The organism is Streptomyces sp. NPDC002044 (assembly GCF_040296725.1).
GTDB lineage: Bacteria > Actinomycetota > Actinomycetes > Streptomycetales > Streptomycetaceae > Streptomyces > Streptomyces antarcticus.
The window spans coordinates 1-17,798 of record NZ_JBEOXU010000079.1; the positions used below are offsets into that span (position 1 = coordinate 1).

Annotated in this window: 15 protein-coding genes and 1 riboswitch; of the genes, 1 reads left to right on the forward strand and 14 read right to left on the reverse strand. The window is 72.3% G+C overall.

Going from position 1 to position 17,798, the window contains the following annotated elements; all coding sequences use genetic code 11:
• Nucleotides 1-57: 57 nt before the first annotated feature.
• From ABT106_RS20005 to ABT106_RS20015, 3 genes are all read right to left on the reverse strand, one after another.
• Nucleotides 58-1,170 (reverse strand): MBL fold metallo-hydrolase, encoded by a 1,113-nt coding sequence (locus ABT106_RS20005; protein WP_351279039.1) that lies wholly within the window; start codon nt 1,168-1,170, stop codon nt 58-60.
• Nucleotides 1,171-1,369: 199 nt separating this feature from the next.
• Nucleotides 1,370-2,161, reverse strand: coding sequence for an SGNH/GDSL hydrolase family protein (locus ABT106_RS20010; RefSeq protein WP_351279041.1), 792 nt, complete (start codon nt 2,159-2,161; stop codon nt 1,370-1,372).
• A gap of 162 nt (nt 2,162-2,323) precedes the next feature.
• Entirely contained in the window at nt 2,324-3,334 is a 1,011-nt protein-coding gene (locus ABT106_RS20015) for a LysM peptidoglycan-binding domain-containing M23 family metallopeptidase (protein ID WP_351279044.1), read from the reverse strand.
• Between the two features lie 2 nt (nt 3,335-3,336).
• Nucleotides 3,337-3,512: riboswitch (cyclic di-AMP (ydaO/yuaA leader) on the reverse strand.
• A gap of 312 nt (nt 3,513-3,824) precedes the next feature.
• On the opposite strand from ABT106_RS20015, the gene ABT106_RS20020 reads away from it, so the two are divergent.
• Nucleotides 3,825-4,643: a tyrosine-protein phosphatase gene (locus ABT106_RS20020; RefSeq protein ID WP_351279047.1), complete on the forward strand. Its 819-nt coding sequence runs from the start codon at nt 3,825-3,827 to the stop codon at nt 4,641-4,643.
• A gap of 25 nt (nt 4,644-4,668) precedes the next feature.
• On the opposite strand, the gene ABT106_RS20025 is transcribed toward ABT106_RS20020, so the two are convergent.
• The 11 genes from ABT106_RS20025 to ABT106_RS20075 all read right to left on the reverse strand — a co-directional run bounded on the left by ABT106_RS20025 (nt 4,669) and on the right by ABT106_RS20075 (nt 17,798).
• Nucleotides 4,669-6,084, reverse strand: a complete 1,416-nt coding sequence (locus tag ABT106_RS20025; RefSeq protein ID WP_351279050.1) for an aspartate aminotransferase family protein — start codon at nt 6,082-6,084, stop codon at nt 4,669-4,671.
• Nucleotides 6,081-7,112 (reverse strand): adenosyl-hopene transferase HpnH, encoded by a 1,032-nt coding sequence (hpnH, locus tag ABT106_RS20030; protein ID WP_351279053.1) that lies wholly within the window; start codon nt 7,110-7,112, stop codon nt 6,081-6,083. Before hpnH ends, ABT106_RS20025 begins: the two co-directional genes overlap by 4 nt.
• Nucleotides 7,113-7,117: 5 nt before the next feature.
• Nucleotides 7,118-7,783, reverse strand: a complete 666-nt coding sequence (locus ABT106_RS20035) for a phosphorylase family protein (protein ID WP_351279055.1) — start codon at nt 7,781-7,783, stop codon at nt 7,118-7,120.
• Nucleotides 7,783-9,831 carry a squalene--hopene cyclase gene (shc, locus tag ABT106_RS20040; RefSeq protein ID WP_351279058.1) on the reverse strand — a complete coding sequence of 683 codons (2,049 nt, stop codon included), beginning with the start codon at nt 9,829-9,831 and terminating at the stop codon, nt 7,783-7,785. Before shc ends, ABT106_RS20035 begins: the two co-directional genes overlap by 1 nt.
• A 118-nt stretch (nt 9,832-9,949) precedes the next feature.
• Nucleotides 9,950-11,044 carry a polyprenyl synthetase family protein gene (locus ABT106_RS20045; protein WP_502979434.1) on the reverse strand — a complete coding sequence of 365 codons (1,095 nt, stop codon included), beginning with the start codon at nt 11,042-11,044 and terminating at the stop codon, nt 9,950-9,952.
• Nucleotides 11,045-11,097: 53 nt separating this feature from the next.
• Entirely contained in the window at nt 11,098-12,477 is a 1,380-nt protein-coding gene (hpnE, locus tag ABT106_RS20050) for a hydroxysqualene dehydroxylase HpnE (RefSeq protein WP_351279063.1), read from the reverse strand.
• Nucleotides 12,478-12,793: 316 nt separating this feature from the next.
• Entirely contained in the window at nt 12,794-13,762 is a 969-nt protein-coding gene (gene hpnD, locus ABT106_RS20055; RefSeq protein ID WP_502979435.1) for a presqualene diphosphate synthase HpnD, read from the reverse strand.
• Between the two features lie 8 nt (nt 13,763-13,770).
• The gene (gene hpnC, locus ABT106_RS20060) at nt 13,771-14,700 is read right to left on the reverse strand and encodes a squalene synthase HpnC (RefSeq protein WP_351279069.1); all 930 of its coding nucleotides are present in this window, start codon (nt 14,698-14,700) and stop codon (nt 13,771-13,773) included.
• Nucleotides 14,701-15,122: 422 nt separating this feature from the next.
• Entirely contained in the window at nt 15,123-15,905 is a 783-nt protein-coding gene (locus tag ABT106_RS20065; RefSeq protein ID WP_351279071.1) for an ABC transporter ATP-binding protein, read from the reverse strand.
• Nucleotides 15,898-16,827 (reverse strand): ABC transporter permease, encoded by a 930-nt coding sequence (locus ABT106_RS20070; protein ID WP_351279073.1) that lies wholly within the window; start codon nt 16,825-16,827, stop codon nt 15,898-15,900. Before ABT106_RS20070 ends, ABT106_RS20065 begins: the two co-directional genes overlap by 8 nt.
• A 98-nt stretch (nt 16,828-16,925) precedes the next feature.
• Nucleotides 16,926-17,798, reverse strand: coding sequence for a glycosyltransferase family 2 protein (locus ABT106_RS20075; RefSeq protein ID WP_351279094.1), 873 nt, complete (start codon nt 17,796-17,798; stop codon nt 16,926-16,928).

Sequence of the window (17,798 nt, forward strand, 5' to 3'; positions counted from 1 at the left end):
AGGACGCCAGCATCACGCCGGGGGCGTAGATCCCGGCCAGGGCCACGATCGGGCCGATCACCGCTGCCAGGGAGTACGCGGGCGAGGTGGAGTTGCCGGGACCGAGGCCGTTCCCGGTTCGAAGGGCTGGCCCGGAATCGGCAGGGCGATGGCCGCCCCGCTCTCCCCGGCGGCGGCGACGGTGCCCTCGCCCGGCTCGTCCCACGGGTGGGGGGCCAGGTTGAAGGTGCCCCAGTGGATGGGCAGCATCGTGCCGTGCGGGATGCCGCCCTGGAGGTCGAGGTGGGCGCGCATGCCCTCCTCGGGGGTCATGTGGATGTCGGGCCAGTACTCCGAGTACGCCCCGATCTGGATCATCGTGGCGTCGAAGGGGCCGTGCGCGGCGCCGATCTCGCGGAAGCCGGGGAAGTACCCGGTGTCACCGCTGTGGTAGATCCGGTGGTCGGCGCCCGCGACCACCCAGGACGCCCACAGGGTGTGCTGCTGGTTGCGCAGGCCGCGTCCGCAGAAGTGCCGGGCCGGGGTCGCGGTGAGCGTGAGCCCGGCGATCTCGGTGCTCTCGTTCCAGTCGAGCTCGCGCAGCCGGTCGGCCGGGACGCCCCAGCGCTCCAGGTGCGCGCCGACGCCCAGCGGGACCGCGAAGACCGTGTCCGTACCGGCGAGGCTCTTGATCGTCGGGAGGTCGAGGTGGTCGTAGTGGTCGTGGGAGATCACCACGACGTCTACGTCGCCCAGTGAGGCCAGCGGGACCGGCACCGGGTGCAGCCGCTTGGGCCCGGCGAACGGGAAGGGGGAGCAGCGGTCGCCCCAGACCGGGTCGAACAGCACGCGTCGCCCGTCGATCTCGGCGAGCACGCTGGAATGGCCCATCCAGGTCACGCGCAGCCCGCTCGCGGGCGGCCTGGCCAGTTCCGCGAGGGTGGTCGGGTAGACGGGGATCGGTGCGCCGGGGTTGCGGCGCAACCGCTGTTCCTTGTGGAAGTAGATCTTGGCGAACTCCCGCATCGACCCGGAGGGCCTGGTCCGGGCCCCGACCGGGTTCTGGAAGACGCCGTCGGCGAAGTTCGGCGAGCGGCGGATGCGCTCCAGCCGGGCGCCGGACGGGTCCGCGCCGAAGGCTTCGGGCCGCAGGGCGCGCAGCCGTGGACGCAGGGGACGGGAGCCGGTCAAAGCGCCTCCTGGGCGGATGGGTCACGCGGTTCGTGGACGTCTACCCCCATCCCAACGCACACGGGCCCCGAAGGATTCCTCTCCCGGCCGGGTGGTCCCCCGTGTCGCACGCGCCCCGGCCGTCCCGTCCCTCTCCCCTGCGCCCCTGCGGCCTCCCCGCGGCCCCCTCCACAGCCCTGCCGGACCCGGCCCGGCCCGTCTACAGCGGCAGCAGGTCCGGCCGCTTGGCCGCGACGTGGTCCCCGGAGGACTCCCCGCGCAGCCGTCGGCCGATCCAGGGGGCGAGGTGTTCGCGCGCCCACTGGATGTTGTCCCGGGTGGTGTCCACCGAGCCGCGCGGCCGCTGCGGCGGCCACGGCTGGTCGGGGTCGGCGTCGGCCGGCACCCGGATCCCCAGCACCTGCGCGGCGCGCAGGGCCACGCGCGTGTGCCCCTCGGGCGACAGGTGCAGCCGGTCGCCGTCCCAGGCCCGCCGGTCCTGTACGGACCGGAGGGACCAGAGGTCCAGCACCGGGCAGTCGTACCGGTCGGCGATGGAGCGCACGTGGGCGCTGTACGTCGCCACCTTGCCGCGCAGGTGCCGCAGGACCGGCACGCCCCGGGTGTCGAAGCCGGTGGTGATCATGACCTGGCCGACGGATCCGGCGAGGTCGGCCACGGCGGCCTCGAACCGCTCCGCCACGTGGTCGGGGTCGCTGCCGGGCCGGATGATGTCGTTTCCGCCCGCGCAGAAGGTCACGAGGTCCGGTGCGAGCGCCTTGGCCCGCGGGACCTGCTCGGCCACGATCTGGTCGAGGAGCCGGCCGCGCACGGCCAGGTTCGCGTATCGGAAGTCGTGCTCGTCGCGTCGATCGGCCAGGAGCACGGCGAGCCGGTCCGCCCAGCCGAGAAATGATCCCCCCGGTCCCGGGTCCCCCACACCCTCGGTGAAGCTGTCCCCGATCGCCGCGTACGAGCCGATGGTCTTGAGTGTCGTCGTCGTCGCTGCCACGAAACAGCATCCTTCACCGCGGCGGGCAACCTACGCCAACGTAAGCAGGGGTTGACGGACCGTGATCTATACCACCCGGAGGACGAGGAATAAGTACGCGTCAGGCCGGGACCCCTCTCGGGCCCCGGCCTGACGCGCGTGTCACTCCCGCGGCGGATGCCGTCAGACGGTGGCGCCCTTCGAGCGGAGGTAGGCCAGCGGGTTGATGTCCGAGCCGTAGGACGGGCCCGTGCGGATCTCGAAGTGGAGGTGCGGGCCGGAGGAGTTGCCGGTGGAGCCGGAGAGGCCGATGCGCTGGCCGGCGCTCACGCTCTGGCCGGCCGAGACGGACAGCGAGGAGAGGTGGCCGTACTGGGAGTACTTGCCGTCCGCGTGCCGGATGACGACCTCGTTGCCGTACGAGCCGCCCCAGCCGGCGGAGACGACGGTGCCCGCGCCGACGGCCTTGACGGTGGTGCCGGAGCTCGCGATGAAGTCGACTCCGGTGTGGTAGCCGGAGGACCACATGGCGCCGCTCGCCTTGTACTGGGTGGAGACCCCGCCGCCGACGGGGGCCACGAAGCCGGCGCCGGAGGGGGCCGTCGCGCCGGTGGAGGTCTCGGCGCCGCGCGCCTTCTGCTTCGCCTTGGGCTGCGCCTTCGCGGCGGGGGCGTCCTGCTCCCCGGCGGCGGCCTTGCCGGAGACCGGGGCCTCGGCCGGCTTCTGCTTCTTCTGAACCGGCTTCTCCGCCGGAGCCGGAGCCGGGGCGGAGGCGGTCGGGGCCGACGCGCCCTTCGCGCCGAGCGTCAGCTTCAGGCCCGGGTGGATCAGCGAGGGGTCGGTACCGACGGCCTCGCGGTTGTCGGCGTACAGCTGCTCCCAGCCGCCGGTCAGGTCCCGCTCCGCGGCGATCTTGGAGAGGTAGTCGCCGGACACGACCGTGTACACGGCCGGAGCGGCGGCCGGGGCCGCCGCGGGGGTGGCCGGGGCGGCGGGAGCCGCCTGCAGCGCGACCGGCAGCTGCGGGGCGACGGCGGGCGCCGTCACCGGAGCGGCGGCCGGGGCTCCGGCCGCCTGGGCGCCGGCGGCGCCCAGCAGCGGCAGCGCGAGGGCCGCACCGCCGGTGCCCGCGACGGCGAAACCGCGGGAGATGGAAAGGGACTTGGGACGGCGGTGCTTACCCTTTGCGGGCATGGCGGTTTCCTCTCCGTCGCCTGCGAGGTGAGCTGTCGGGTTCGGACTGGAGATGTCCGGCCGCACACGTAGGGGCACATGTACGGCTTCACCCCGAGCCGTCCCGATATGAAGACTCGGGACGGCGGCTTACCTGGTTCCCCCGCTCCTGCCGCGCGTGAATAGTCGGGTGCGGTTTTCCGGGTGGCGGCAGGATTCGGCGGTCCGCCCGGATCGATCGCGAAGGTAATCGAGTCCGGCCGCAAGGAACAAGCCGCGAATTACCTGACGGAATCACAGAGATGAGGGATCGACGGAAGTCCCGTCACCCTGCGTCCATTCCCGGCTGCCAACAACCGGTCTGGCTGGGCCATTGGGCCTCCGCGATCAGGCACGCACCGTCACCGTATGATCTGGCTCACGGGGAGGCGCCCGATCTCGCCTCCGGATATGGCAAGTTGGTGTCAAGTAGTGTAATTCGGACACCCCACGACGACGCGGAGGAGTTCACGTGACCCAGCAGATACCCCCGGCCCCGGCCGGGGCGCGGCAGCCGGAGCCGGAGCTGACCGGAGTGCGGAACTTCCGCGACGTGGGCGGCTTGCCGACTTCGGACGGACGGAGGGTCAGGCCGGGACGACTCTTCCGAAGCGGACATCTCGCACATGCCACCGAAACCGACGCAGAGTTCCTGATCTCACTGGGTCTCCACACCGTCTTCGACTTCCGCAACGACGCCGACCACGCCCTGGAAGGGCCGGACGTGGAACTCCCCGGAGTCCGGAACGTCAACCTCCCGCTCTCGGATCCGGCGGACGGCCGGGAGTTCTGGAAGATGGTCCGGGACGGCGATCTGGAGCAGCTCCGCGGGCTCCTGGGCGACGGGAAGGGCGAGGCCCGGATGGTGGACTCGTACCGCTCGATCATCGCGAACCGCACCGCCGAGCACAGCCGGGTCCTGCACGCGCTCGCCGGGGACAGCGTCCCCGCGCTGATGCACTGCGCGGCCGGCAAGGACCGGGCCGGCCTGTCGATCGCCGTCACCCTCCTCGCGCTGGGCGTCGAGCGCGAGGCGATCGTGGCGGACTACCTGGAGTCCAACGCCCCGCACCGCCGCTACCGGGTGCGCCGCGGCAGCGACGCGCCCGAGGCCCGCTCCGCCGAGGTGATGGAGCTGCTGTCCCCGCTGTTCGACGCCCGCGCGGCGTACCTGACGGCGGCGTTCGACACCATCGACGAGACCTGGGGCGGGGTGGATCCCTACCTGGCCGAGGGCCTCGGGCTCGCGCCCGAGACCCTCGCCCGGCTCCGGGCCGCACTGCTGGACTGACCGCGCCGGGGCGGGCCGTCGGCAATCAGCGGTTGCCGACGGCCTGCTTCACCAGCGTCCGGCCGAAGTCCCACATCAGCCCGGACCCGCCGTGCGCATCGTCCATCACCTCGCGGAAGGCGCCGACGAACCGGTCGACGTCGGCCTCGTCCACGACGAGCGGCGGGATGAGCTTGATCACTTCCAGGTGGTCGCCGGACACCTGCGTGAGGATGCGGTGCTTCTGCAGCAGCGGCACCACGACCATCTGCGCGAAGAGACCCTTGCGGGCCGCCTGGAGCATCGTCCACCGGCTGCGCAGCCCCAGCGACGACGGCCGGCCGAACTCGATGCCGATCATCAGGCCGCGCCCCCGCACCTCGTGCAGCAGCTCGTACTCGTCCACGAGGGCCGCGAGCCGCCCGCGCAACAGGTCGCCCATGGCCCGCGCGTTGGCGACGGTCTCCTCGTCCTCCATGACGGACAGCACCGCGAGCCCGGCCGCCATCGCCTGCGCGTTGGAACCGAAGCTCGCGGAGTGGACGAGCACCCGGTCCATGGACGAGTAGACCTTTTTGAAGATCCAGTCTTTTCCCAGGGTCGCGCCGACCGGCACGTAGCCGCCGGACAGCGCCTTGGCCACGCACACGAGGTCCGGTTCCACGCCCGGCTCGTGCTGGTACGCGTAGAAGTCCCCGGTCCGTCCGAGACCCGTCTGCACCTCGTCGGCGATCAGCAGCGCCTTGTGCCGGTGCAGCAGCTCCTGAGCGGCGAGCAGGAAACCGGGCGGGGCGGCGAGGACCCCCTTGCCCTGGATCGGCTCCACCACGAGGGCGGCCACGTCCCCGCGCCGCAGTTCCCGTTCCAGGGCCGCCAGGTCACCGAGGGCGATCTGCGTGTCGGGCAGCAGCGGCGCGAAGCCGTCCCGGAAGCCGCTCTCCCCGTTCACCGAGAGCGCGCCCGTGGTCAGCCCGTGGAAGGCGTGGTCGCAGTAGAGGACCCTGGGCCGCCCGGTGGCGTACCGGGCGAACTTCAGGGCGGTCTCCACCGCCTCGGTGCCGCTGTTGCCGAAGAAGACCCGGTCCAGGTGGGGGCTGTACGAGAGCAGCTTCTCGGCCAGCAGCCCGGGCAGCGGCTGGCAGTCGAAGCGGGTCAGGTCGGCAAGCCGGGCGTCCAGCACGTCGTGCAGCGCCCGGCGGACCACGGGATGGTGGCGCCCCAGGCCCATCACCCCGAAGCCCGCCAGCATGTCCAGGTAGTCGTTGCCCTCGGCGTCCCAGAAGTGGGCGCCCTCGGCCCGCTCGTAGACCTTGTCGAAGCCGATGGTGTGCAGCATCCGGGGCAGCTGGTGGTTGAGGTACCGGGCGTGCAGCTCGTACCGCTCCGCGCCGCGCTCGGCCAGCAGGGCGCCGAGGTCGAAGCCCGCGCCCCGGCCGCCCCCCTCCCGCGGACCGGCGCTCATGCCGGCTTGCCCCGGTTCCCGGCGATCGTCTCCCGGGCCGCCCGCAGGGACTCCTTCAGGGAGCCCATGGTGGCGAGGACGGCGGTGGGCTCGTAGCCGCAGTGCGCCATGCAGTTCGCGCAGCGCGGGTCCTTTCCGCGGCCGTACTTGCTCCAGTCGGTGTCGTTGATGAGCTCGCGGTACGTGGGCACGTATCCGTCGCTCATCAGGTAACAGGGGCGCTGCCAGCCGAAGAGCGAGTAATTCGGAATGGCCCAGGCGGTGCAGGGGAAGTCCGCCTTGCCTTCCAGGAAATCCAGGAAGAGCGGCGAGTGGTTGAGGCGCCAGCGGCGCCGGTTCCCCCCGGAGAATGCCTTCTTGAAGAGCTCACGGGTCTGTTCGACGCCCAGGAAGTGCTCCTGGTCGGGGGCCTTCTCGTAGGCGTAGGCGGGCGAGATCATCATCTCGTCCACCTGGAGGTCGTCGTTGAGGTAGTTGAGCACCTCGATGATCGTCTGCGGGGTGTCGGTGTTGAAGAAGGTCGAGTTCGTGGTGACCCGGAAACCGCGCCGCTTCGCCTCCTTGATGGCCGCGACCGCCTCGTCGAAGACGCCTTCCTTGGCGACCGACTCGTCGTGGCGCTCGCGCAGCCCGTCGATGTGCACGGCGAAGGCGAAGTAGGGGGACGGTGTGAATTTCTCGATCTTCTTGCGCAGCAGCAGCGCGTTGGTGCAAAGGAATACGTACTTCCGCTTCGCCACCAGCTGCCGGACGATCTCGTGCATCTGCGGATGCATCAGGGGCTCGCCGCCCGCGATGGACACCATCGGCGCACCCGACTCCAGCACGGCGCCGACCGCCTGGGCGACCGGCATGCGCTGCTTGAGCACCCCCGCCGGGTGCTGGATCTTCCCGCAGCCCTCACAGGCCAGGTTGCAGGCGTAGAGCGGTTCCAGCTCGACGATCAGCGGGAACTTCTCCCGCTTGCGGAGCTTCTGTTCGAGAAGATAGGTCCCGACCCTGATGGACTGGCGCAGCGGCATGGCCATCTGGCTCACCTCCTGGGGAGCAGCGAAGAACGGTGCCATTCGTAAAAAGCGGGCAGTACGGCACGCAGTACACGGAAGGCCGATATTCCACCGCGTACGGTGCCGATACGGACGAGCTCGTGCTCCGGAGCGTCCACGATCACCCGGACGGCGGCAACGGGACGCCCCGCGGCCGCTCCCCCGGCCCGGGTCGCGGTCCACAGCGTGGCCGCGGACTCCATGTCGACCGCGACGGCGCCGGTGGCGCGCAGTCGCGCGCGTTCCGGGCCACGGACGACGTGGTCGGATCCGGTCAGTGCGCCGAGGTGCACGGTCCGGCCCGGTACGGCCCGGGCCAGCGCCTCGGCGAGGAAGGCCGTGCCGGTACAGGCGACGGCCCCGTTCGGGTCCCGGGTCTCCTCGGCGACCACCAGGTCCCCGGGGTGCATGCCGGGCAGCAGTCCGGCACAGAACCCGGTCGCGAGGACGGCCGCCCGGTCCATGTCCGGGCGTTCCAGGGCCCGGGCGACGGCCCGCTCGGCCGCGCGCGGGCCCATGCCGGTGCGCAGCACGGCGTACCGCTCGGGGGCGCCCCGGCCCGTACCGCGCAGGGCGGCCCGCTCGATGCGCAGCGCGCAGGATACGAGCAGCGGGGGCGGACCGCCGGAGGGGGGCTTCGGCCCGGCGGCCATCAGGCCCCCCCGGCGCGGACGGAGGGCTCGCCGTGCAGGTAGCGGCCGAGCGCGGTGAGCGGGAACACCTGCCGGTACAGGTGGTAGTTGATGGAGAAGTCCCAGGGGAACCCGGTCCCGGTGAAGTACGGCTCGTCCCAGGAGCCGTCCTCCTCCTGCGTCCGCACGAGGTAGGCGATGCCACGCCCGACCGATTCGCCGTCGCGCTCCCCGGCCGACAGCAGGGCCATCAGCGCCCACGCGGTCTGCGAGGCGGTGGAGGCTCCCTTACCGGCCCACGAGGGGTCCTTGTAGGAGCGCTGGTCCTCGCCCCACCCGCCGTCCTCGTTCTGTACGGATTCCAGCCAGCGCACCGCCCGCCGGATCGCGGGGTGTCCCGGGGCGAGGCCGGCGGCGGTCAGGGCGGGCACCACCGAGCCGGTGCCGTAGACGTAATTGGTGCCCCAGCGGCCGAACCAGCCTCCCTCCGGCTCCTGTTCGGCGAGGAGCCAGGCGATGCCGCGCCGGGCCCGCGGGTCCGTCGCGCGGCCCTCGAAGGCGAGCATCTCCACCACGTGGGCGGTGACGTCGGCCGAGGGCGGGTCGATGACCTCGCCGAAGTCGCAGAAGGGCAGCTTGTTCGGCAAGGGGCTGGTGTTGTCGGCGTCGAAGGCGCCCCAGGCTCCGTTCTTCGACTGCATGCCGAGGGTCCAGGACACCCCGCGGCCGATGGCACCCTCCACCCGGGCGGGGTCGGGGTGCCTGACGCGGCGCAGGGCGAGGACGACCTCGGCGGTGTCGTCGATGTCGGGATAGGTGTCGTTGTGGAACTCGAACGCCCACCCGCCGGGCGCGAGTCCGGGCCGGCGCACCGCCCAGTCCCCGCTGCGCACGATCTCCTCGCCCAGCATCCAGTCGGCCGCCCTGACCAGCGCCGGATGGTCGGCGGGCAGGCCCGCGTCGGCCAGTGCGATGGCCGCGAGGCAGGTGTCCCAGACCGGCGACTGGCAAGCCTCGATCATCCGGGCGCCGTCCTCGCGCCAGACCGCGAACCGGTCCAGGGACTCCAGCCCGGCGCGCATCACCGGGTGCTTCAGGTCGTAACCGAGCAGGTGCAGGGCGATGACGGAGTACACGGCGGGCGGCTGGATGCCGCCCCAGCAGCCGTCGTTCTCCTGGCGTTCGACGATCCAGCGGCCGGCTGTGTCCATCGCCGCCTTGCGCAGCCGGCGCGGGGCGAAACGCCGGTAGACGTGCAGCGCCTTGTCCATCCGCTGGAAGACGCCGTCCCAACTGGTCAGCGGGGCGAGCCGCTTGAGCGGGTTCGGCACCCGGGCGTCGGCGTGCAGCTCGTCCAGGGCGAACGGGCCGGGGCGGACCGGGCGCAGCGCGGAGACCACGGTGAGCGGGACGATGGTCTGGCGGGCCCAGCAGCCGAAGTCGTAGATGTTCAGCGGGGCCCAGGACGGCAGGAACACCAGCTCCGGCGGGAGTTCGGGCAGGTGCTCCCAGTTCCACCAGCCGAAGAGCGCGAGCCAGATCCGGGTGAAGACCCGGGCGGCGGCGATCCCGCCGTGGGCCCGGATCCATGCCGAGGCGCGCGCCATGTGCGGGGAGTCCGGGGCGTCTCCGGCGAGGCGCAGGGCCACGTACGCCTCGATGGTGGCGGAGAGGTCGCAGGGGCCGCCGTGGAAGGTGGCCCAGGTGCCGTCGGAGCGCTGCTCGCCTCGGATGAAGAGGGCGGTGGCGGCGGTGACGGCCTCGTCCGGGATGCCGAGGAACTGCCGCAGCAGCAGGTCTTCGGCGTCCATGGTGACGTTGGTCTCCAGGTCGCCCTTCCACCAGCCCTCGGGGTCCTGGCGTTCCAGGAGGTGCCGCGTCGCGCGCGCCGCCGCCTCGTGCGGCGAGCGCGGCCCGGGCTCCGGTGGTGCGGGCGGGTCCGCGATCGCGGTCTCCGGCCGGGCCGGACCCACCGACGGCACGGCCGGGTCCGGTCCCGGCCTGGGGCCGGCTTCGATTCCACTGCCAGCGCCGGCGCTCTCCGCGCCGCCGTCGGTCGTCGCTGTCATGGCTTCCCCTTAGAACAGTGGCCTGTGCTGTGCTGGGGTCTGCCGTCGGCCGGTGCACACCCCGCAGGGGGCGGCGCCGGCCGGCGACCGTGGCGTCATATCAGCTGGTCGGCGGCGATCACCTCTTGCGCACGACGACGAAGTCGGCGAGGGCCACCAGCTGCTCGCGTACCGCCTGCGGCATGTCCACGTCGTCCAGGGCGCGGATCGCGACGGCGTGCTGGCGGCGGGCTTCGTCGGCGGTCCACTGGCGGCCGCCGGCCGCCTCGATCAGCGCGGCCCGGGCCGCGAACTCCTCCTCCGAGAAGTTCTCGAAGTCGTTGCTCTTGGCATCGGCGGCGAGCAGCTCGGCGAGCTCCTCGCAGGCGGGCCCGCCCGCCGCGAGGGCCGCGACGACCGGCAGGGACTTCTTGCGCTGGCGCAGGTCGCTCCAGGTCTGCTTGCCGGTGGCCTCCGGGTCGCCCCAGATGCCGAGCAGGTCGTCGACGGCCTGGAAGGCGAGGCCCAGGTGGTAGCCGTACTCCTCCAGCTTGTCGGCGGTGCGGTCGTCCGCGCCGCCGAGCACCGCGCCGATGGAGACGGCGCAGGCGAGGAGGGCGCCGGTCTTGTTGCCCTCCATCTCCAGGCACTCCTCGACGCTGACGCGCTCGCGGTGCTCGTAGGAGATGTCCTGGGCCTGGCCGTCGATGAGCTTGCGGCTGGCGGTGGTCAGCCGACGGGCGGCGCGGCCCGCCTCCACCGTGCCCAGCTCCAGCAGGACCTCGTTGGCGAGGGCGAAGAGCGCGTCGCCGACCAGGATCGCCAGCGCCGGTCCGTGCACCTTCCACACCGTGTCGCGGTGGCGGCGCTGCTCGTCGCCGTCCATCAGGTCGTCGTGCAGCAGCGAGAAGTTGTGGACGAGTTCGACCGCGACGGCGCCCGGGACGCCGACCTCGGCCGCGGCGCCCGCGGCCTCCGCGGAGAGCAGCGCGAGGGCGGGGCGCACGGCCTTGCCGCCGTCGCCGTCCGCGGGGTTGCCCTGGGCGTCGATCCAGCCGAAGTGGTAGGCGGCGACGGTGTCCATGGGCGCCGCGAGCCGGCCGACGGCGGCGCGGAGCACGGGCGTCGACAGCGTGCGGCCGCGCTCCAGGAGGGCGAGGGTGTCCGCCTTCTCCCCGCTGGCGGTGTCCACACGGGCGTCCGTGTTCTCGACGGCCGGATTCCCCGGGTTCACTGGTTCTCCTCTGGTTCCTGTATGTGCGGTGCCGGTCGTGCTGGTGGTCGTCGTCATGCCGCCTCCTGCAGAGGGTGTTCGCGGGGGCGGCCGAGTGCGGCGAGCGCGGCGTGCGCCGCGTTCAGTCCGCTCCGTACGGCGCTCTCCATGGTCGCGGGCCAGCCGGTGGCAGTCCACGCACCGGCCAGGTAGATTCCCGGCGTGTCGGTCCGCGCGCCGGGGCGCAGCCGGCCGACGCCGGGGGTGGGGGCGAAGGTGGCCGTCCGCTCCCGGGTGACGAAGAAGTCCCGTACCTTGGCGCCGCGCGCGGCCGGCAGCAGCTTCTCCAGTTCGGGCAGGTACTTGCCGCGCAGGAGCGAGACGGGTTCCTCGATGTCGTCCTGCGCGACGGACTGGGACAGCGCCAGGTACTGGCCGCCGTCGGGGAGTCCGGAGGGTTCGGTGCGGTCGAAGACCCACTGCACCGGGGAGCCGAGCGCGGCGAAGAACGGCTGCTTGAGCACCTTGCGGTCGTAGACGACGTGGACGTTGAGGATCGGCGCGGTGCCGATGTCCAGGAGCCGGTCCGGGTCGGCGAGCGCCCCGGCCGGGAGCAGTCCGTGCGCCTCGCGCTGCGGGACGGCGAGGACCACGGTGCCCGCGTGGAGGGACTCTCCCTCGGTGTCGACCCGCCAATGCCCTTCGGGCGTACGGGACACGGCGGTGACCCGGGTGCGCAGTTCGGTCCGCACGCCGGCCGCGTCGAGCGCCTTGCGGGCGAGGGTGTCGTGCAGGTCGCCGAGCGGTACGCGGGCCCAGCCGATGTCGGCGGCGCCGTTCTCCGAGAGCAGGCCGGTCTTGAAGACCATGGCGGCCAGGCCCAGCGAGGACTGTTCGGCCGTCGCGTTGAGGGTGGCGATGCCGACGAGGTCCCACAGGGCCTCGATCGTCCGGGCGGACTGGCCGTGGCGGCCGAGCCAGGTCGCGAAGTCCAGGCCGTCCAGAGCCGGGTCGGCGGGGTCGAGCCGGCGCAGCGCGAGGGCGGCGCGCCCGACGGACGCCCGCTCGGCGAGGGACAGGTGCGGGTAGCGGGCCAGTGAGCCGGCCAGGTGCAGGGGCACGGGCAGGCGGCTGCGGCGCAGCCGGCCCAGGCGCGGGCCGCCGGGGTGGGCGACGTCGAGGACGGGGACGTCGAGCCGGTCCTGGACCGGGGCGAGGGCGGCGCCGTCCACGCGGTCGAGGAACCACCGGTAGGCGGTGCAGCAGCGCAGGTACACGTGCTGGCCGTTGTCGACGGTGAGTTCGCCGCGCTTGAACGAGAAGGCCAGTCCGCCGAGCCGCGGGCGGCCCTCCAGGAGCGTGACCCGCAGTCCGGCGTCGGCGAGTTCGAGTGCGGTGGTGACCCCGGCGAGTCCGCCGCCGACGACGACGGCGGTGCGTTCGCTGTCGCTCATGCGCCCTCCCGGGTGCTGCGGTTCCCCTCCGGGGCGGTCGCCCGTCGCGCCCGCGCGGCGCGTGCCGCGGCCGGCCGGGCTCGGCCCGCACGGAGAGACGCGGCGGGCCGGGGGACGGTTGCGTGCGCGGTCGCGTGCGCTGCTTCGTGCGCGGTCGCGGGTCCGGTCGCCTGTCCGGTCGCGTGTGCTGCCGCGTGCGCGGCCGGGGGCGCCGCCGTCCTGCCGGGGCCGGTGGGACGGGGCCCGGGACGTCGGTCTCCCGGGCGGGTGGACGCGAGGCCGGGGTGCGCCGGCCGCGCGGGTCGGGTCGGGTCCATCAGATCCGCCTCCGGGTGCTCTGGCGGGAGATGCTCCGCGCGTCGAGGCCGGAGAGCCCGCGCACGGCGACGTACGCCTTCTCGTGCGTCGGCAACGAGACGCGGCCGCGCAGTACGGCCTCCGGCTCCCGCTCGATGCGGTCGAGGAGGCGCCGGTAGATCCCGGCCATGGCGGCCACGCAGGCTCCGCTGCGCCGGTCGAGCAGGGGCAGCAGCCGGTAGCCCTCGACGAACAGGGCCCGGGCGCGCCGGACTTCGTGGTGCACGAGACCGGCGAAGTCGGATCCGGCGGGCATCCGCTCGCCGGCGAACCCGTCCGAGCAGCCGAACTTGGCGAGGTCCTCGGCGGGCAGGTAGGTGCGGCCGTTGGCCGCGTCCTCGCGAACGTCCCTGAGGATGTTGGTGAGTTGCAGGGCGAGGCCGAGGGTGTCGGCGTACTCCCCGGCGCGGGCCGCGTCGGCCGCCGCGAGTCCGCCCGCGCCGACGGTGCCGAACACGCCGAGCGAGAGCCGCCCGATGGCGCCGGCGACGCACCGGCAGTAGTCCTTGAGGTCGTCCCAGGTCTCGTAGGTCTCGCCGCGAACGTCCATCAGGACGCCGTCGATGAGTTCGTCGAGTCCCCCGAGCGGGATCGGGAACCGGCGCGCGGCGTGCGCGAGGGCGACCGCGACCGGGTCGGTGTCGTCCTCGTCGATCTCCTCGGCCCGGATCCGGCCGAGCAGGGCGCGGGTCTCCTCCAGCCGGGCCAGCTTCGCGCCGGGCGCGAGCGTGCCGTCGCCGATGTCGTCGACTCGGCGGGAGAAGGCGTACAGCGCGGACATCGCCTGCCGCTTGTCGGTGGGCAGCAGCCGGATGCCGTACGCGAAGTTCCGCGCCTGCGATCCGGTGACGGCCTCGCAGTAGCTGTAGGCCGCCAGGACCGGTGCGGACGGCGCAGCCGGTGATGACGCTTGTGTGGGGCCCTCCACGTTGGGGCTCACCCCTTTCTCGGCGCTGTGCGCAGGACGGCGGCAACCTCGCGGATCAGGCCGCTCTTGGTGGGCTTGGGCGGGCCGGGAAGTACGTCGAAGCCGGCGGCGGTGACGGCCCTCAGGGCCGCGCGGCCCCCTCCCACGAACCCCGCGAGCAGCAGCCGGAGCCTGCCGTGAACGCTGCCCACGAGCGGCGTGCCTTCGTTCAGCAGCGAGGCGGCGCGCTCGCATTCGAAGGCGACCAGTGCGCGTACGGACGCGCCGGCGCTCGGGGCCTTGAGGTCGGCCTCCGTCACATGGAAGCGCCGCATGTCCTCGCCGGGCAGGTAGATCCGGTCCCGGCCGAGGTCCTCGGCGACGTCCTGGAGGTGTTCGGCGATCTGCAGGGCGGTGCAGACGGCGTCGGAGCGGCGGACCCGCTCGGGGGTGCTGGTGCCGGTGAGGGAGAGCACGAGGCGGCCCACCGGGTTAGCGGAGAGCTCGCAGTAGGCGAGGAGGTCGCCGTACGTCTCGTAGCGGGAGACGCGCTGGTCCTGGCGGTTGGCCTCGATGAGTCCGAGGAACGGCTCGGGGGTGAGTCCGTGCTCGCGCACGACGGGCCGCAGGGCGAGCAGCAGCGGGTGGCGCGGAGCGCCGTCGGCGGCGCCGAACACCCGGTGCAGGTCGGCCTCGAAGGCGTCGAGCATGGCGAGCCGGTCGTCGACGGCGGCCGGTTCGAGGCCGAGGAGCACGGCGTCGCGGCCGCCGGGGGCGAGGTCTCCGTCGCCGATGTCGTCGACGAGGCGGGCGTATCCGTAGACCGCCGTCAGGCCGGCGCGCCAGGCGCGCGGCAGGAAGGCGGGGGCGACGGGGAAGTTCTCCGTCCGGGCCTTGCCGAGGGTGGCGCGCGCGTGGTCCGCGTCGGACCCGGGCCTTTCGTCGTACCCCGGGGTCACCGCCCGCCGCCCGGGGCGGGGACGGCCGTCGTGCCTGGGGGCCGGAGAATTCCCGTAGCCATTGCCGTCACATCTCCCGTTCTACACTGCCGACCCAATGCATCCTATTTCGGACACGCCGCCGGGGATTCCCCGGGGTACCTCAAGGCCGTTCACCTGCGGTGAATCGTCCCCTCTTGCCGCGATTCAGGACCGCTTCAGCTTACGCTGTACAACGCCGCGAAGGGCTCTCGGGTATTCGCTGCGGCACCGAAAGTCGCCGCGTCCGCCAACGAATGTCGTCGAATGCCGTCGAACAGCGTCGAATGGCGTGGAAATCCGCCGGATACCGCTTGCCGCGGCGCCCGGACACGAGACCGGACGCGACGAGGCCCCCGCCGCGCTGAGCGGCGGGGGCCTCGTCGTTCCGCCCGGGGCGGGAATCAGCCGTTGGTCGCCTTCTCGTAGGCCGAGACGACTTCCTCCGTGGGGCCGTCCATGAGGAGCTCGCCCCTCTCCAGCCACAGCACACGGTCACATGTGTCGCGGATGGACTTGTTGTTGTGGCTCACCAGGAAGACGGTGCCGGCCTTCTCCCGCAGTTCGCGGATGCGGTTCTCGGAGCGCACCTGGAAGCTGCGGTCACCGGTGGCGAGGGCCTCGTCGATCATCAGGACGTCGTGGTCCTTGGCCGCCGCGATGGAGAAGCGCAGGCGCGCCGCCATTCCGGAGGAGTAGGTGCGCATCGGCAGGGAGATGAAGTCGCCCTTCTCGTTGATGCCCGAGAAGTCGACGATTCCCTGGTAGCGCTCCCGGATCTGCTCGCGGCTCATGCCCATGGCGAGACCGCCGAGGACGATGTTGCGCTCGCCGGTCAGGTCGTTCATCAGTGCCGCGTTGACACCGAGCAGCGACGGCTGGCCGTCGGTGTAGACCCGGCCCTCCTCGCAGGGCAGCAGCCCCGCGATGGCGCGCAGCAGCGTCGACTTGCCCGATCCGTTGGAGCCGATGAGGCCGATGGCCTCGCCGCGGTACGAGGTGAAGGTGACCCCGCGTACGGCGTGGACCCGGCGGACGCCGCGCTCCTCGCCCTTGCCCCGGCGGACTATCTTGCTGAGCGCGGCGGTGGCCGCGCCCTTGCCCACTCCGCCGGTGTTGACGCGGTAGACGATGTGCACGCCGTCCGCGATCACGGTGGGGACGCGCCCCTCGGTTTGCTCAGCCACGGCCGTAACGCTCCTCAGCCTTCCAGAAGTACACGAAGCCCCCGAGGCCGATCACCACGGCCCAGCCCACGGCGAAGAGCCAGACGTGCGGCGGCAGGTAGCTGCTGCCGTAGTCGTCGATCAGGGCGAACCGGATGAGGTCCATGTAGATCGCCACCGGGTTCCACAGCAGCACGTCGCTGATCCACTGCGGATGGTCCTTGAGGTAGATCCCGATCGGGAACATGACGCCGGAGGCGTACATCCAGGTGCGCATCACGAACGGCATCAGCTGCGCCAGGTCGGGGGTCTTGGAGCCCATCCTCGCGAAGATCATGGCGAGGCCGGTGTTGAAGACGAACTGGAGCGCCAGCGTCGGGATCACCAGCAGCCAGGAGAGCCGCGGGTAGTTGCCGAAGCTGATGGCGATGATGAAAACGACGATCATCGAGTACATCAGCTGCTGGAGCTGCTGGAGCGAGAACGACACCGGGAGGGCGGCGCGCGGGAAGTGCAGTGCCCGCACCAGCCCGAGGTTTCCGGAGATCGCCCGGACGCCCGCCATCACCGAACTCTGGGTGAAGGTGAAGATGAAGATGCCCATCATCAGGAACGGGACGTAGACGCCCTTGGGCATCTCCTTTCCCGCTCCGAGGATCAGGCCGAAGATCAGCCAGTAGACGGCCGCGTTCAGCAGGGGGGTCGCCACCTGCCAGACCTGGCCGAGCTTCGCCTGGCTGTACTGCGCGACCAGCTTCGCCCGGGAGAACGCCAGGACGAAGTGGCGCCGGCCCCAGAGCTGGCGGACGTACTCGCCCAGGCCGGGGCGGGCGCCGCTCACGGACAGGCCGTACTTCCTGGCGAGCTCCGCGGGGCTCAGCCCCGCGTCTTCGGACGGCGGCTTGCTCGTGGCGAGGGCGCCGTCGTGGGTTGTGTCACTCACAAGTTGAAACTTTCCGTCTTCAAGATGCGGCAGGAAGGATGGGCATCAGCTGGTGGCACGAGACCCGTGATCGCGCCATGGTCCCAGACGCGATCGGGTCAGATGACAGGTGGTCGGCCCAGCCGGGTCAACCGCCAGACCGTCCGCCATCGCATGGGACGGCGGGGACCGCAGGGAGTGGTCCACCCCTCGCGGAATCCGCCGAACCAAGCCTTCAGCGCGGGCGCCGACGGCCTGCGGACGAGGGTCAGCAGGAGCCAGACCCCCAGGTAGACGGGGACCAGCGGGGCGGGCAGGTTGCGGCGGGCGAGCCACACCCGGTTACGAGCCACCATACGGTGGTAGACCGCGTGCCGGGAGGGGGACGTGGTGGGGTGCAGCAGCACCATGTCCGCCCGGTAGTCGATCAGCCACCCCGCGTCGAGCGCCCGCCAGGCCAGGTCCGTCTCCTCGTGCGCGTAGAAGAACTCCCCCGGAAGGGGTCCGACCTGCCCGAACACCGAGGTGCGGACCGCGTTGGCGCCACCGAGGAAGGTGGTCACGCGCGAGGAACGCATCGGGTCCGAGGCGCGCAGCCGCGGCACGTGCCGGCGCTGTGTGACACCGGTCTCCGGATCGGCGATCCGGAAGCTGACGATGCCGAGCTCCGGGTCCTCCGTGAAGGCCCGGCGGCACAGCTCGGCGGTGTCGGTGCGTTCCAGCAGCCCGTCGTCGTCGAGGAACAGCAGGGCGTCCACGTCGCTGCCGCCGGGGCCGAATGCCTCGATGCCCACGTTGCGGCCGCCCGGAATGCCCAGGTTCTCGGGCAGGGCCACCGTACGGACGCCCTCGGGCATCCCGGTGACCTCCACGCCCTGGCCCACCACGACGACCTCGACGGGGGCGCCGTCCTGGCGGGCCACCGAGTCGACGAGCGCCCTGAGGTCGTCGGGCCGGTTGCCCATGGTGATGATCACGGCGCCCAGCCGCAT